The sequence below is a fragment of the Stutzerimonas sp. S1 genome, from assembly GCF_025966695.1.
In the GTDB taxonomy this organism is placed as follows: Bacteria; Pseudomonadota; Gammaproteobacteria; order Pseudomonadales; family Pseudomonadaceae; genus Stutzerimonas.
Genome location: NZ_JAOEIY010000003.1, coordinates 374,292 through 387,952 on the forward strand (window position 1 = coordinate 374,292; position 13,661 = coordinate 387,952).

General features: G+C 59.2%; 15 protein-coding genes. 5 read left to right on the forward strand and 10 right to left on the reverse strand.

Annotated elements, in window-relative coordinates; translation table 11 throughout:
- The first annotated feature begins 42 nt into the window (after positions 1 to 42).
- From N8H22_RS08535 to N8H22_RS08545, 3 genes are read left to right on the forward strand one after another with little or no spacing between them, the layout of a single operon-like run.
- Positions 43 to 780 carry an SDR family oxidoreductase gene (locus tag N8H22_RS08535; protein WP_021208048.1) on the forward strand — a complete coding sequence of 246 codons (738 nt, stop codon included), beginning with the start codon at positions 43 to 45 and terminating at the stop codon, positions 778 to 780.
- 28 nt (positions 781 to 808) lie between these two features.
- Positions 809 to 2,110 carry an acyl-CoA dehydrogenase family protein gene (locus N8H22_RS08540; protein ID WP_264590151.1) on the forward strand — a complete coding sequence of 434 codons (1,302 nt, stop codon included), beginning with the start codon at positions 809 to 811 and terminating at the stop codon, positions 2,108 to 2,110.
- Positions 2,107 to 3,159, forward strand: coding sequence for a phosphotransferase family protein (locus N8H22_RS08545; RefSeq protein WP_230697618.1), 1,053 nt, complete (start codon positions 2,107 to 2,109; stop codon positions 3,157 to 3,159). Before N8H22_RS08540 ends, N8H22_RS08545 begins: the two co-directional genes overlap by 4 nt.
- Positions 3,160 to 3,186: 27 nt before the next feature.
- Here the strand turns inward: N8H22_RS08545 and N8H22_RS20070 are convergent, their stop codons facing one another.
- From N8H22_RS20070 to N8H22_RS08565, 3 genes are all read right to left on the reverse strand, one after another.
- On the reverse strand, positions 3,187 to 3,867 hold the full coding sequence (locus tag N8H22_RS20070; protein WP_272890736.1) for a TetR/AcrR family transcriptional regulator: 681 nt from the start codon (positions 3,865 to 3,867) through the stop codon (positions 3,187 to 3,189).
- Positions 3,868 to 4,038: 171 nt separating this feature from the next.
- Positions 4,039 to 4,260 carry a ferredoxin gene (locus N8H22_RS08560; RefSeq protein ID WP_021208044.1) on the reverse strand — a complete coding sequence of 74 codons (222 nt, stop codon included), beginning with the start codon at positions 4,258 to 4,260 and terminating at the stop codon, positions 4,039 to 4,041.
- Between the two features lie 204 nt (positions 4,261 to 4,464).
- Positions 4,465 to 5,739 (reverse strand): cytochrome P450, encoded by a 1,275-nt coding sequence (locus N8H22_RS08565; RefSeq protein ID WP_021208043.1) that lies wholly within the window; start codon positions 5,737 to 5,739, stop codon positions 4,465 to 4,467.
- Between the two features lie 589 nt (positions 5,740 to 6,328).
- Here N8H22_RS08565 and N8H22_RS08570 point away from each other — a divergent pair.
- Positions 6,329 to 7,087, forward strand: a complete 759-nt coding sequence (locus N8H22_RS08570) for an SDR family oxidoreductase (protein ID WP_042926801.1) — start codon at positions 6,329 to 6,331, stop codon at positions 7,085 to 7,087.
- An 81-nt stretch (positions 7,088 to 7,168) separates the two neighbouring features.
- The gene (locus N8H22_RS08575) at positions 7,169 to 7,525 is read left to right on the forward strand and encodes a hypothetical protein (RefSeq protein WP_264590152.1); all 357 of its coding nucleotides are present in this window, start codon (positions 7,169 to 7,171) and stop codon (positions 7,523 to 7,525) included.
- A gap of 115 nt (positions 7,526 to 7,640) precedes the next feature.
- On the opposite strand, the gene N8H22_RS08580 is transcribed toward N8H22_RS08575, so the two are convergent.
- From N8H22_RS08580 to N8H22_RS08610, 7 genes are all read right to left on the reverse strand, one after another.
- Positions 7,641 to 8,150 (reverse strand): DUF1993 domain-containing protein, encoded by a 510-nt coding sequence (locus N8H22_RS08580; protein WP_042926798.1) that lies wholly within the window; start codon positions 8,148 to 8,150, stop codon positions 7,641 to 7,643.
- 74 nt (positions 8,151 to 8,224) lie between these two features.
- Positions 8,225 to 9,592 (reverse strand): DUF1329 domain-containing protein, encoded by a 1,368-nt coding sequence (locus N8H22_RS08585; protein ID WP_042926796.1) that lies wholly within the window; start codon positions 9,590 to 9,592, stop codon positions 8,225 to 8,227.
- Between the two features lie 414 nt (positions 9,593 to 10,006).
- A complete protein-coding gene (gene folX / locus N8H22_RS08590; RefSeq protein WP_042926794.1) occupies positions 10,007 to 10,381 on the reverse strand; it encodes a dihydroneopterin triphosphate 2'-epimerase in 375 nt (124 codons plus the stop codon).
- Position 10,382: 1 nt separating this feature from the next.
- Positions 10,383 to 10,940 (reverse strand): GTP cyclohydrolase I FolE, encoded by a 558-nt coding sequence (folE, locus tag N8H22_RS08595; protein WP_042926793.1) that lies wholly within the window; start codon positions 10,938 to 10,940, stop codon positions 10,383 to 10,385.
- A 90-nt stretch (positions 10,941 to 11,030) separates the two neighbouring features.
- Positions 11,031 to 11,726 (reverse strand): TetR/AcrR family transcriptional regulator, encoded by a 696-nt coding sequence (locus N8H22_RS08600; protein WP_165362568.1) that lies wholly within the window; start codon positions 11,724 to 11,726, stop codon positions 11,031 to 11,033.
- A 2-nt stretch (positions 11,727 to 11,728) separates the two neighbouring features.
- Positions 11,729 to 12,910 (reverse strand): acetyl-CoA C-acetyltransferase, encoded by a 1,182-nt coding sequence (locus N8H22_RS08605; protein ID WP_264590153.1) that lies wholly within the window; start codon positions 12,908 to 12,910, stop codon positions 11,729 to 11,731.
- Between the two features lie 115 nt (positions 12,911 to 13,025).
- Entirely contained in the window at positions 13,026 to 13,658 is a 633-nt protein-coding gene (locus tag N8H22_RS08610; protein ID WP_264590154.1) for a CoA transferase subunit B, read from the reverse strand.
- Positions 13,659 to 13,661 lie beyond the last annotated feature (3 nt).

Below are 13,661 nucleotides of genomic sequence, written 5' to 3' on the forward strand. Positions count from 1 at the left end.
ATCGTTCGATCGCGGGTTGGGTTGAACACACCGGAATAACGCATGAACGAATTGGATTTCAGCGGCAAAACGGTGCTGGTCGTCGGTGGCTCCAGCGGCATCGGTAACGGTATCGCGCAGAACTTCCGTCAACGCGGCGCCGAGGTGCACGTCTGGGGCACTCGTCCGAGCGCGCAGGATTACGCCGACTCGGCGGATTCGCATCTTGAAGGGCTGCACTACGCGCAGGTCGATGTCTCCAATGCCAACCTGATCGAGGCGGCGATCGTGCCGTTCACTCGACTCGACGTGCTGGTTCAGGCGCAAGGTACGGTGCTGTACGACCGTCAGGAATTTCTCACCGACGGCTTCAAGAAAGTAGTCGATATCAACCTCACCAGCCTGATGGTTTGCGCGCAGAAGTTCTTCGAACTGTTGAAGGAATCACGAGGCGCAATGCTCATCGTCAGCTCGGCCGCCGCCTTCCATTCGACCCGCGGCAATCCGGCCTACAACGCCTCCAAGACCGGCGCTTTCGGTTTGACGCGCACGCTCGGCGAGGCTTGGGCGCGTGAGGGAATCCGTGTCAACGGCATCGCGCCGGGCCTGGTGGAAACCAAGCTCACGCGCATCACCACGGAACACCCCAAACGTCTCGAAGGTGCGCTTCGTGGTATCCCGCTGGGCCGCCTCGGCACCCCGCAGGACATGGCCAACGTTGCGCTGTTCCTGGCTTCGCCGCTGGCTGGCTACATGCTGGGTCAGACCCTGTTGGTCGACGGCGGCATGCTGCTCGCTTGAGCGCCACTCATATTTTAAGGAGCACGACATGGCCTGGGATTTCGAAACCGATCCGGACTTTCAAACGGAACTGGACTGGATCGACCGCTTCGTCCGCGAAGAGGTCGAGCCGCTGGAACATGTACTGGGCAGCCCCTGGAACATCCACGATGCGCTGTTCAAACAACTGGTGCGTCCACTACAGGCGCAGGTCAAGGCGCGCAAACTCTGGGCCTGTCATCTTGGTCCGGAGCTGGGCGGGCCGGGATACGGCCAGGTACGCCTGGCCCTGATCAACGAAATTCTCGGCCGCGCACTGTTCGCGCCTATCGTGTTCGGCTGTCACGCGCCGGATTCGGGCAACGGCGAAATTCTCGCCCACTACGGCAGTGAGGAGCAGAAGCGCAAATACCTCGAACCTTTGCTCGATAACGAGATTGTCTCCTGCTTCGCCATGACCGAACCCCAGGGCGGGGCCGACCCTAGCGTGTTCACCACCGAGGCCGTACGCGACGGCGATGACTGGCTGATCAGCGGCGAGAAGTGGTTCGGCTCCAATGCCCGCTATGCGGCGTTCTTCATCGTCATGGCGGTGACCGACAAGAGCGTTTCGGTGCACAAGGGCACCACCATGTTCATCGTGCCGGCGAATGCGCCGGGCGTGACCATCGTGCGCAACGTCGGCATAGCGGATGATCCGGAGGCGACGCACGCCTACCTGCGTTTCGACAAGGTGCGGGCATCGTCCGCCGACCTGCTCGGCAAGCCCGGCGAAGCCTTCGTCGTTGCCCAGGTGCGACTCGGTGGTGGTCGCGTGCATCACGCCATGCGCGTTATCGGGCAAGCGCAAAGAGCGCTTGATGCATTGTGCGAGCGCGCCCTGTCGCGCACCACCCAAGGCGGCCTGCTGGCCGAAAAACAGATGGTGCAGGAAAAAATCGCCGACTCCTGGATCGAGCTAGAGCAGTTCCGGTTGCTGGTGATGCGCACCGCCTGGCGCATCGACAAGTACCAGGACTATCTGCGCGTGCGTAAAGACATCGCTGCAGTAAAGGCAGCCATGCCCAAGGTGCTGCATGACATTGCCGCCCGCGCGCTGCATGTGCATGGCTCGATCGGCGTATCCGAAGAGATGCCGTTCGCCGGGTACATCCTGCGCTCCTTCCAGATGGGGCTGGCGGACGGGCCGACCGAGGTGCACAAGGTGACGGTGGCCAGACAGCTGCTGCGCGACTATCAGCCAAGCGACAGCCTGTTTCCCAGCTACCATCGCCCGACTGCGACGGCACTGGCGCGTGAAAAATATGCTGAAGCGCTGGCGACGCTGGAACAAAGCGGAGAGCAGCGTTGAGCGGCGGGGCTGACTGGCATGAGCTGGTCGATCTCGCCCGCTTGGGCGCCTGGATGGATGAGCGGGAGCTCGCGTCCGGGCCGCTGGAAAACGCCGTGCGACTGACCGGCGGCACCCAGAATCTGTTGCTGCGCTTTCGGCGAGGCGAGCGTGAATTCGTGCTGCGTCGGCCATCGGCGGCGCTACGAGAAGTAGGCGGCAAGACCATCGCGCGCGAAGCTCGCATGCTAAAAGCGCTGGCGGGCAGTCGGGTGCCGCATGCGGGCTTGGTCGCCGCCTGCGATGACGAGGCCGTTCTGGGCGCGAAGTTCTACCTGATGGAACCGGTGGATGGCTTCAACCCCAATTCCGCGGCCGGCTTGCCGCTGCCCCACGCCGCCGACCGCGACATGCGTCGGCGCATGGGGCTGGCCATGGTCGATGCGCTGCTCTGCCTTCATGAGCTGGACTATCGAGCCATCGGCCTCGACGGCTTCGGGCGCCCCGACGGTTTCCATCAACGACAAGTCGCGCGCTGGCTGCATCAGCTCGAAAGCGTCGCCGGCTATGCCGGTTGGCCGGGCGCAGACAGTCTTCCCGGACTCGACCGGCTGGCGCGCTGGCTGAATGACAACTGCCCGCAACGGTTCAGCCCCAGCATCCTGCATGGCGACTATCACCTGTCCAATGTGATGTTCAGCCGCGAGGGGCCGGCGCTCAGCGCGATCGTCGATTGGGAGCTGGCTACCATTGGCGATCCTCTGCTTGATCTGGCCTGGCTGGTGGTGACATGGCCGGACGCCAGCGGCCATGGCGCCGGCACGATCGAGGTGCATCCCTGGGACGGCTTTCCCGCAGCGGATGAATTGGTGGCGCGCTACGTGGTGGGCAGCTCCCGAAGCTTCGAAGCCTTTACCTGGTATCTGGTACTGGCGGCTTTCAAGCTTGGCATATTTCTCGAAGTCAGTTACGCCCGGGCCTGCGCGGGCAAAGTGTCGATAGAACACGGCAGAAAACACCATGCCTCGGCGCTACGGCTTTTCGAGAAGGCGTTAGAGCGTATTGGCTAGCTGTTCGAGCGAACCGGCCTCGCTGAGCTAGCCAGCGTTAACCTTGGGTCGACTCAACGAGGGTCGATTCGTTGCCAACACGGAGCTAAGCACGAAATCGATCGCGTAGCTGCGCCACGCTTTCAAACCTGCGGGTGTATTGGTGTCAAATCCCGTTGCGGTGGAAGTGATGTGGCGACTGGTGAACCAGAGGGTGGTCAGTAACATGGAGGCACCGCAGAACATACGCGCGTCTACGTCAGGCAGAAAATCTCCGCTTTTAACGCCGCGTTTGAGGATTCGTTCGATCAGCTCTATAAGCGGTGCAGCTATGGCGCCGAAGCGATTCTGGTTGTGCGTCCCATGCTCATGGAGGCGAAAGCTCTCCTGTGCGAGTGATCGCAACTCAGGATCCGCGCCGTATTGATCAAAAAGGTATTCCAGTAGAGCTGTCAGCGCCTGGCGTGGCGGCAACTGATCAAGGTCCATTGATAGCAGGTCCTTTATAATTTGCGCCGTGCTTTCGTCCAGCACGCTGGTGAACAGAGTCTCCTTATTGCTGAAGTATTGATAGATCAATTGGCGCGTGACGCCTGCCGCGCTCGCAATTTCCTCTAGCCTCGCACCAGCGAGGCCCTTTTCCGCAAAGATTCTGCGCGCCTCCGCAAGTAGACGCTCCAGAGTGGCGCGTTTTCGGGAAAAGGCTTCGGTCTCGCGTGGCGGATGCATGGTGTCTCGACATCTTATTGGTAAGCATCTGAGCCTAAGCCATCTCGGCCAGGGCAGCCAGGCCAGTGAATGATGCATACCGTTATGATTGAGGTCTGCCTGCCCTCAAAGTGGAATGTAGGCTCGATATCGGAATTTACTTTGGCTGCGCAGAATCGCATCCCGTGCGTTTCAGTCTGTGATCGCCTCCAGCCAAATCGCTTCGGCGGGGCAGGCAGCGGCGCCCTCGCGAGCGCCTTCTTCCAACTCCGGCGGCACGCGGTCGATGGTTAGATAGACAATGCCGTCATCGTCTAGTTTGTAGATTTCCGGACAGACCGCAGCGCAGAGTCCGTAACCGCAGCAACGGCTGCGGTCGGCGATTACTTGGTATTGGGTTGTGTGCAGGCTCATGGTGTTTCTCCGGCCAGGTTTAATGACAGAGCGGCAGATTGGCGAAAATGAGGACGCCCCAGAGGCTTGCTCGTTTCCGTAACGCTGCCCATTTGCTCGGTTCAGGCATGATGTCCTCCCGTAGTGCAGCGATTTCCGGCGGGCGTTAGACAACGGTGGAGGGGCGGCCTTGCGGCCGCCTCGTTTACGTGGCTCGTCACGCGCTCAATCCCACAGCACATGGATGTCGCGGGTACCACGCAGCTGTCCACCGGAAATTCTGGGTGCTGGCTTGGATGGGTCCAGGCGCATGTTTGGAAACAGATCGAGCATTGCGTTGATCGCGCAGTTCAGCTCCACCTTGGCGACGAACTGCCCGATACACATATGCGGGCCGAAGCCGAAGCCGAATGACGGCTTTACTTTGCGGTCGATGTCAAACTCGTCCGGGTTCTCGAAGACGTCCTCGTCGCGGTTGCCGGATATGGTCATGCACTGAACCATGCCGCCTTTCGGCACGATGATCCCGCCAATTTCCACTTCCTTCGAGGTCTGGCGAACCTTGAAGGTCGAGATAGGCTCGTGGCGGATCCCCTCGTCGATGAGTTTGCCGATGAGGCTGCGGTCGTTGCGTATCCGCTCCACTAGTTCGGGACGTTGCATCAGGTTGGTCATGATGCAGCTGAACGTGCGAGTGGTGGTTTCCCCAGCTGCCGGGGTCAGCGAGCGGACGAATGTTGTGATCTCATGGTCGTCCAGTGAGCGGCCTTCGGCTTCGGCGTTGATCAGGCGACTGATCAGGTCTGTCTCTTGGGTGCCTTGGGCTCGCCGTGCAACGACGACCTCCTTGATTCCATCATAAAGGTGCTTGGCCGCCTGACCAGCCAGTGGGCCGTAGATCTTGGCTTTTTCCGGGTCGATCTGATTGCCCGCCACCATGGCTAACGCCCAAGTAGCGTACGTCTTGTATTTTTCCGTGTCGCTGGTTGGAAAGCCCATCAGGGCATACATCACGCGTATCGGGAAATCCAGTGCGAAGTCCATCAGGTTGGCTTGCTTATCCGCCACCATCGGTTGCAAATAGTCCTCGCGGATAACCCGGTCGATTTCCGGACGCCACTTGTTGACCGTCTCTGGCATGAACACCGGTTGCAGCAGCGCCCGGGTCCGGCGGTGCTGCTCGCCATCCATGGCAAGGATGATCAGACCGTCGAAGAACGCGCCTAGCCCTTCGGCGATGAAACCATTGGTGTAGGTTTCGGCGTCGCGCATGATGGCCATGATGTCCTTGTGCTTGAACACTGTCACCGTCGCCTTGGCCGCTTTGGCGCCAGCGTTTGTCGGCACCTTCAAATAGGTATCGACGAAATCGCCCTTCATCACCGGTTCGTTATGGCGGTACTGGCGGCACAGCGCGTGAATGTCTACATCGGTGCCGAGGTAAGTGTCGCTTACGGCGTGATAGGCCGCGACGATGTCGAGTTGTTCAAACTGGCTCATTGGCTTCGATTTCCGATTTGGTTTTGTTGTAGTTGTTCTCATGCCTCGAACAGGCGGCTTGGCCATGTGCCCGGCATCCAGGCAAGTTGGAGCCGTGTGGCATTCGTTTCCCGAGCGGCGATAACCGAGTCATTCGCGTGTCCGCTTTGGGCGTCTGTTCAGCAGAGCGCTCACCCTAACAGCGACAGCGATTCCTCGGGCGGGAAGCCGTTTACACGGCGTAAAGTCGTGGTGCCCAAACGCCTCAGGACAAGGGTGCGAATTCTCCTTGGTCCGCCGTTAGCGCGGCGTTGCGACTTGTCGATCCAAGGCCCCGTTGGGTACGGAGGCTTGGGTTTTCTCCAAGTATTTCGAGCAAGCAGCGCTGGTGCGCAAAAACTCAATACATGAAAGGTTCTCTACATTCCGTTTGACTTCGGGTTAAACGAAAAACCGTATGTAAATGGCGATACGGCCGCAGCGTCCGATGTTGCTTACTAAGCTTCTGGATGAACTTCATTCACTCATGCCCGTTGCCGTTGCGCGAAACATGACTTGATCGCCAGGAAGCCGCCTTTATACGAAGGCACATTTAGTTTGGAGCACAGGCATGCAATTGAATAACAAGCGCGTCATCGTTACGGGTGGCGCACGAGGAATTGGCGCCGCGGTAGTCGCGGCTTTTGTAAACGAAGGCGCCCATGTGGCGAGTCTCGACTTAAGCGAAAGCGCCCCGCAGGAGGCAATCGAGGGCAATGGCTGGGCTCGTTCGCATATCTGCGATGTCTCGGATACGGAATCGGTAAAAAGGGCCTTTGCTTGGGCTGCCGCACAGTTGGGCGGGCTGGACGTATTGGTCAATGCTGCCGGAATTGCGCCTAACGCCACTGCAGATGAAATCACCCTGGATGAGTGGGAAAAAGTGTTCGCGGTGAATGCTCGCGGCACCTTTCTGACCAATCGCGCAGCCTACGAGCATATGCACCAAGGTGGGGGGAGGATCATCAACTTCGCCTCGGCCGCTGGCGTGGGCGGGCAGCCAGGCAAGGCGCATTACGCAGCAAGCAAGGGCGCGGTATTGGCATGGACACGCACTGTCGCCCGCGAGTGGGGTCCGTACGGCATTACCGTTAACGCCATCGCGCCGGCGATATGGACGCCGATGTACGACGCCACTCGCTCCAGCATGAGTGATACACAGCTCGAACAGCACGATGCATTCATGGCCAGTCTGATCCCGTTGGGAGGTCGGCTTGGCGATGCCGCGCAAGACTTGGCACCCGTTCTGGTTTTTCTTGCCGGCGAAGGCTCGCGCTTCGTAACAGGCCAGACTCTAATGATCGACGGCGGAATGTTGATGCTGAGCTAAGTCAGCGACCGGAGCACCAGTTGCCACGGAGCGGTTTTGACATTGAGGGGCATCAGCCCCGCCTTACCGGAGGTAACGACAATGAACAAGAACATGTTGATCTTTTGCGGTCTGGCTATCTGTCTGCCTGTAACGGCAATGGCTGATGGGCTCGATCTGGACAAGCAGCTGAACGGTCTCGACATCGAGACCGAGGTGGTCGGTTCCAGCGGAGGAGGGAGTGCTGGCACGGCCACTACCAGCACAACGCAGATGCTGCAAATCACTAACAATGCTGATGTCAGCGTTACGTGCGAATTGCAGCCGAGACCTGCTGAAGCTCAAAGCGATGCACCGCCACCCACCACCATAGAGCCGGGCGAACAGACCAGCCTCGACGTGCCGGGTAAATACACCGGTGCACCCCTGCAAGCCAAGTTGGTCTGCGAGCCTCAATAAATTTTCACTGATGCAGTGCTAAAGAAATCGCCGGGCATATGCCCGGCGATTCGTCCTTCTAGCACGCCATAGGGACGCACTTTATAAGCACATCCCCGCCTGCAGCACTGTCGTGTTATTTGAGGCCGCCTAGGAAGTCCATCTTGCCTAGCGGTACGCCGCGGTGCCGGAGAATGTCGTAGGCGGTGACGACGTGGAAGAAAAAGTTCGGCAACGAAAATATCTGCAGGCTGCCCTGGCCAGTGAACGGAAGGTCGGCTCGCGGTGTGGCCAGCACGATTTCTTGGTCTTCGCTACCGTTGAGATCTTCGGGGCGAATGCTTTCCAGCACGGAAATGGTTTCGCTAATCCGCGAGCGCAGCTCGGCGAAGCTGCGATCCTCATCTTTTTGGAGTTCGGCAGGCTTGCCCGTGATGCCTGCGACAAACAGCATGGGATGCAAGCATGCCATCTGAATTTGCTGACTGAGGTTGAACATGTCTTCAGCCAGCCGGGCTTCGAGCAGGTCTTTCGGATCGGTGCCTGTTTCGTCCGCATGGGCCTGCGCCTTGGCCAGGATGTTTGAGAGGTTGTTCAGCAGGCGAGTGAAATAAAAAACAGATGACTGGTGCATGGTGAGCGCCACTGTCGCTCTCCTAGTGAGGGGTTTGATAGAACGCGGCCGGTGGGGGTATAGGGTGCCCACCGGCGACACGGTCGTCAGCGCTGCGTGATGCGGCTGACAATGGCTTCGGCGTTCATCTGCCGCTCAGGTAGCGCTTCCTTGGGAATCCTGAAGCCGCCCTTGAGCCCGTCGTTGATCACGCCGTACATGCCCTTGTTGAAGTCGTAGATGACGTTCTTGACCGCGTATGGGATCTGCTTGTCGTAAAGCTGAACGCCGCTCAGGAACATCGAGCGGTAGAGGTTGCCTTCCTGATCCCAAGCGTCGTACAGGCCGGCACCAAAGGTGTCCTCGTCCAGGTAGTAGTGCCGCTTGCTGTAGACGTGGCGCATGCCCGGCTTGAGTGTGGCTTCCACCACATAGACGCGATGCAGCTCCCAGCGCTCGTATTTCGGGTTTGCGTGATGGTCGCTGAACTGGTCCATCTGATCGGCTTCGAAGTTGAACTTGTAGGCGTTGTAGGGGATATACATCTCCTTCTTGCCAACGAGCTTAAAGTCGAAACGGTCTTGCATTCCGGCGAACATCTGCAGTTCGTCGAACAGGGTGACGCCGCCCTGGCTAGCTACTGGTGTGTCATAGGCAAACTCCGGCGCGAGCTTCACGCGGCGTTGGCCTGGCGTATAGCTCCAAGCGCGGCGCGGCTTTTTGGTCGGATCTAGATAGTCGTTGATCCCCACCACCTCACCGGCTCGGCGTGCAGGTTGCTTGTTCAGCGAGAACACCCGCGCGTACATCTCGGGATCGCGATCATCGCGATCTGTCTGGTAGTAGGGAAACTCTTCGAAGGTAGCTTGTTCCGCCGCCTTGGTAATGGTGCCATTGCTGTCGATGACCCAGCTGTTGGAGGAGGTCGTGGTGGTGGCGGTCGGCCCGTTCTTGTAGCGCAGCAACTGGTTCCACATCACTTCATTGCCGGTTTTCGGAATCGGGAACGGAAGGCCCCCGCGGCACTCCGGCTCGATGGACAGCCCGTCGTTATAGGTGTTGCAGGCGGTGGCATTGCGCACCGTTGCTTCCATCACCTTTTGCGGATACGCGGCGGTGCGATGGCTCGGATACACGTCCATGTACCAAGTTTCCGGATTCTTCTTGAGCAGGTGCTTCTGACCGTCGCTGAGCTTGTCCGCATACTGATCGACGTTGGACGCATCAATACGGAACAGCGGCTTTTCGTCCTTGAACGGATCGGCCCAGAAGCCGCTGTCAGGCTTGAAGTCGGCAGGGGCCGTGGTGAGTCCGCCTTCATACGCTGGGATCGTACCTTCGGCATTACCGGCCTTGGTCGCGCCAAAAGGGGTGAGTTCGTTGCCCAGTTGCTTGGCTTCTTCAGGGCTGACGGCGGCAATGGATAAAGTCGTGATGCCACTGAGGGCAGCACAAAGAGCGAGCTGGAATTTCATTGGGGGTCAGTCTCCGTTTTTGGATTTATTAATGGAGCTTCTTCGAGTAGGAGCGATGTCGTGCATCAAGATCTACCCTAGCCGTTAACGGTTTTTGCGGCTTGCGTACCGTTTTATCTCGGGTCAAACGAAACAGCGCCGAGCCGCTGGCGAATAAATGGTGAGGTTGTAGGCTGAGGTACAGCACCCCGTGACGGCAGGTTCCAATCAATCAATACATCGCAGGCGCCAGGCGTAAGCCTCGATCAACGACCGACAATCAGGTACTGATGCTGATTCGACTCGCCATGCGAGCGAATCCCCGTAACCAGGAGCGACTGGTGGTTCGCTGCTCAACCTTCGGGTGAGCAGCTTTTTTTTGTCCGCACGTCCGACGACCATGCAGGCTTCGCGGCTTAGTGCTCGCCGAGGCGATCAATCGCGGTGCCCGGCTAGGGTGATCGACACCGATTCGGCAAAGCGCAGGGCATGTGGCTTGTCGATTTCCACCTCGGCATAGCGTACGGCCTGTGGCGCCATCGCCAGATCCAGCACCTCTTGGGTCAGCCGCTCGAGCAGGGCGAAGCGGTTTTCCTCGACGTGCCGAATGATCGCCTTGGTGATGGTGCGGTAATTGAGAGCCTGTTCGATGTCGTTATCGCGTACCGCATCGGCGGCCGGGTACAGGATGGTCAGGTTGATCAGCACGTCCTGCTTGTTACGGATCTCGTCTTCCTTGATGCCGATATAGGTACGCAGGCGCAGATTCTTGACATGAATTCGCGCCATTCCCGGTTCCAGTCTCGGCATGTCAGCGGCCTCGAATGAGCTGCAGAAATTCCTGGCGAGTGTTGTACGAATCACGGAACCCACCGAGCATCACCGAAGTTGTCATTACCGAATTTTGCTTCTCGCAGCCCCGCATCATCATGCACATGTGCTGCGCTTCGATGACCACGGCGACGCCAGCGGCATTGGTCACCTGCATGATCGCGTCGGCGATCTGCTTGGTCATGTTTTCCTGAATCTGAAGACGCCGGGCGAACATATCGACGATTCGCGCCACTTTGGACAGGCCGAGGACTTTGCCGGTAGGGGTATAGGCAACGTGAGCCTTGCCAATGAAAGGAAGCATGTGGTGTTCGCACATTGAATAGAGCTCGATGTCACGGACGATGACCATTTCATCATTGTCCGACTCGAAAAGTGCGCCGTTGACGACTTGCTCAACGGTCTGGCCATAACCCTGGCAGAGGTACTGCATGGCTTTTGCGGCTCGCTTGGGTGTGTCCACCAGACCTTCGCGTTCCGGGTTTTCGCCGACACCTTCGAGAATGCCGCGATAGTGCTGAATCATGTCTTCGTTCATAACTGCTTCCTTAACGTTCGCCTCGATTGTGCGGAGGCTATTGGCATTGAGGTGAAGCCCCTTTGTATTTGAAGCAACTGCGCCGGCCGCTCAGGCCGAGCGAGCCAGCGGTAAAGATTGTTCCGCGCTGGGACCCGCCAGCCCACCAACCGCCATATGCGTCACTACTGCTATAAAACCCTCGACTGCAGGGGCATCGTCCGGTGACCACCACGTGGGTGCATCTTCGAGGATCGACATCAGGCTGCGCGCGACAGCACTACTTTGTTCGGCCGCGGCCGGTGAGGGTATCTGCCGAAGAATTTTCTCCAAGTGATCGACGTGAGCCTGTCTAGTTGCTTCGATTGAAGCGCGTTGCTCGGCGCTCAGGCAGCGGGACTCCCGGCGAGCCAGCACCAACCGATGTTGATGCATCAGGTTGTATCGAATGTGCAGGTCGACGTAGCTGCGCAGACGGGTCAGCCCGTCCGCCTGACAGGGATCATCGGCCTCCAGTAGATCCAGAAGGTCCGTTTCGTGCTCCTCGATCAGCTCGAAAAGCAGGATTTGCTTGCTCTCCATATGGTTGTACAACGAGCCGGCTTGCATGCCGAGTGCCATGGCCAACTGGCGCAGGCTGACCGCCTGAAAGCCATGCTCGACGAATAGTGTTAGCGCCACTGTTCGTAGTTGCTCATGCACCGGCGGTGTGTCAGCCCGCACTGGCCGGCTGGCGTCGCCGTGGGCGAGGTCAATCAGCGGTAGCGATCTGCCCCGTTGGCAGCTTGCGCGCAGGGAGCGGTTCACGGTTAGTCGCGCTGCAATGTCAATGCGACGCCCTGGCCACCACCGATGCAAAGCGTGGCCAGACCTTTCTTGGCGTCACGGCTCATCATCTCGTGCAGCAGGGTAACCAGCACACGACAACCGGATGCGCCGATAGGGTGACCCAGAGCGATGGCACCGCCATTGACGTTGACCTTGTCGCTGTCCCAGCCCAGCTCCTTGCCGACCGACAGTGCCTGTGCGGCAAAGGCTTCGTTTGCTTCGATGAGCTCGACTTCTTCGAGTGTCCAGCCGGACTTGTCCAGGCACTTGCGAGTCGCACTGACCGGTCCAATCCCCATGATTGCCGGATCTACGCCAGCGCTGGCGTAACCCTTGACGGTGGCCAGAATCGGTAGGCCAAGCGCTTTGGCCTTGGACGCGCTCATCAGCAGCACCGCTGCCGCACCATCGTTAAGCGTCGAGGCGTTGCCGGCTGTGACGCTACCGTTCTTATCGAAGGCTGGTTTGAGTTTGGCCAGAGACTGAATGGTGGTGTCTGTCCGGGGCTGCTCATCGGTATCGAACAGCAGGGGATCGCCTTTGCGCTGCGGGATGGATACGGGTGTGATTTCCGCCTTGAAGCGACCGCCCTCGATAGCGGCCGCCGCGCGCTGTTGGGATTGCTCGGCGAAGGCGTCCTGTTCCTCCCGGGTCAGTTTGTAGCAGGACACGAGGTTTTCTGCGGTGATACCCATGTGATAGTCGTGAAAGGCATCGAGCAATCCGTCCTGCAGCAGCGAGTCGGCCAGTTGGGCATGGCCCATACGCAAGCCGGTGCGAACCTTTGGCAGTACATAAGGCGCAAGGCTCATATTTTCCATGCCGCCGGCGATGACGATTTCGGCATCACCGCAGCGTATTGCCTGGGCCGCAAGGTGAACGCTTTTCAGCCCGGAACCGCAGAGCTTATTTACGGTCAATGCTGGTACGCTGTAGGGTAGTCCGGCGCTGATCGCAGCCTGCCGAGCAGGGTTTTGGCCGCAGCCGGCGGTAAGTACCTGACCCATGATTACTTCATCAATGCTATTCGGATCAATACCGGTTGTTTTCAACAGGCTACGGATGACTGTGCTGCCCAGATCGACTGCGCAGATATTGGCTAGAGCGCCCTGAAAAGCACCGATTGCTGTACGAGTGGCCGCAACAATTACGACTTCTTGCATTTCTATTCTCCTGGGACTTCCCGTCGGCCGCCTTCGATTGGCTGACCTTTAGAGTGCGCATTAAAAAGACACACCCGCCGGCGAGTTTTGTAAAAACGGCGAGCGCCAAAGACCATCAGCTTGCGAGGATTTGACAGCCGGTGGCCTCTTGCAGCTCATCGAAGCTGACGCCTTCGGCCATCTCCACCAGCTTCAGGCCCTGCTCGGTCACATCCAGCACGCCGAGGTCGGTGATGATCCGGTCGACCACGCCGAGGCCGGTGAGCGGCAGGTCGCAGGCCGGCAGGATCTTGTGCGCGCCGCCCTTGGCGGTGTGCTCCATCAGCACCACGACGCGCTTGACGCCGGCCACCAGGTCCATCGCGCCGCCCATGCCCTTGACCATCTTGCCGGGGATCATCCAGTTGGCCAGATCGCCTTTTTCCGACACCTGCATGGCGCCGAGAATGGCCAGGTTGATGTGACCGCCGCGGATCATCGCGAAGCTCTGCGCGTTGTCGAAGAAGCTCGAGCCGGGCAGGGCGGTGACGGTCTGCTTGCCGGCGTTGATCAGGTCCGGGTCGATCTCTTCCTCGGTCGGGTAGGGGCCGATGCCGAGCAGGCCGTTCTCGCTCTGCAGCCAGACGTCCATGCCCTCGGGGATGTAGTTGGCGACCAGGGTCGGCAGGCCGATACCGAGGTTGACGTAGAAGCCGTCCTGCAGCTCCTGGGCGGCGCGCTGCGCCATCTGTTCACGTGTCCAGGCCATGGT

Bases quoted from the DNA above. Each gene is read 5' to 3' on its own strand.
- N8H22_RS08570 (WP_042926801.1), top strand. From the start codon at position 6,329: ATGCAATTGAATAACAAGCGCGTCATCGTTACGGGTGGCGCACGAGGA.
- N8H22_RS08560 (WP_021208044.1), bottom strand. From the start codon at position 4,260: ATGAGCCTGCACACAACCCAATACCAAGTAATCGCCGACCGCAGCCGT.
- folE (WP_042926793.1), bottom strand. From the start codon at position 10,940: ATGAACGAAGACATGATTCAGCACTATCGCGGCATTCTCGAAGGTGTC.
- N8H22_RS08585 (WP_042926796.1), bottom strand. From the start codon at position 9,592: ATGAAATTCCAGCTCGCTCTTTGTGCTGCCCTCAGTGGCATCACGACT.
- folX (WP_042926794.1), bottom strand. From the start codon at position 10,381: ATGCCGAGACTGGAACCGGGAATGGCGCGAATTCATGTCAAGAATCTG.
- N8H22_RS08540 (WP_264590151.1), top strand. From the start codon at position 809: ATGGCCTGGGATTTCGAAACCGATCCGGACTTTCAAACGGAACTGGAC.
- N8H22_RS08610 (WP_264590154.1), bottom strand. From the start codon at position 13,658: ATGGCCTGGACACGTGAACAGATGGCGCAGCGCGCCGCCCAGGAGCTG.
- N8H22_RS20070 (WP_272890736.1), bottom strand. From the start codon at position 3,867: ATGCATCCGCCACGCGAGACCGAAGCCTTTTCCCGAAAACGCGCCACT.
- N8H22_RS08535 (WP_021208048.1), top strand. From the start codon at position 43: ATGAACGAATTGGATTTCAGCGGCAAAACGGTGCTGGTCGTCGGTGGC.
- N8H22_RS08575 (WP_264590152.1), top strand. From the start codon at position 7,169: ATGAACAAGAACATGTTGATCTTTTGCGGTCTGGCTATCTGTCTGCCT.
- N8H22_RS08605 (WP_264590153.1), bottom strand. From the start codon at position 12,910: ATGCAAGAAGTCGTAATTGTTGCGGCCACTCGTACAGCAATCGGTGCT.
- N8H22_RS08565 (WP_021208043.1), bottom strand. From the start codon at position 5,739: ATGAGCCAGTTTGAACAACTCGACATCGTCGCGGCCTATCACGCCGTA.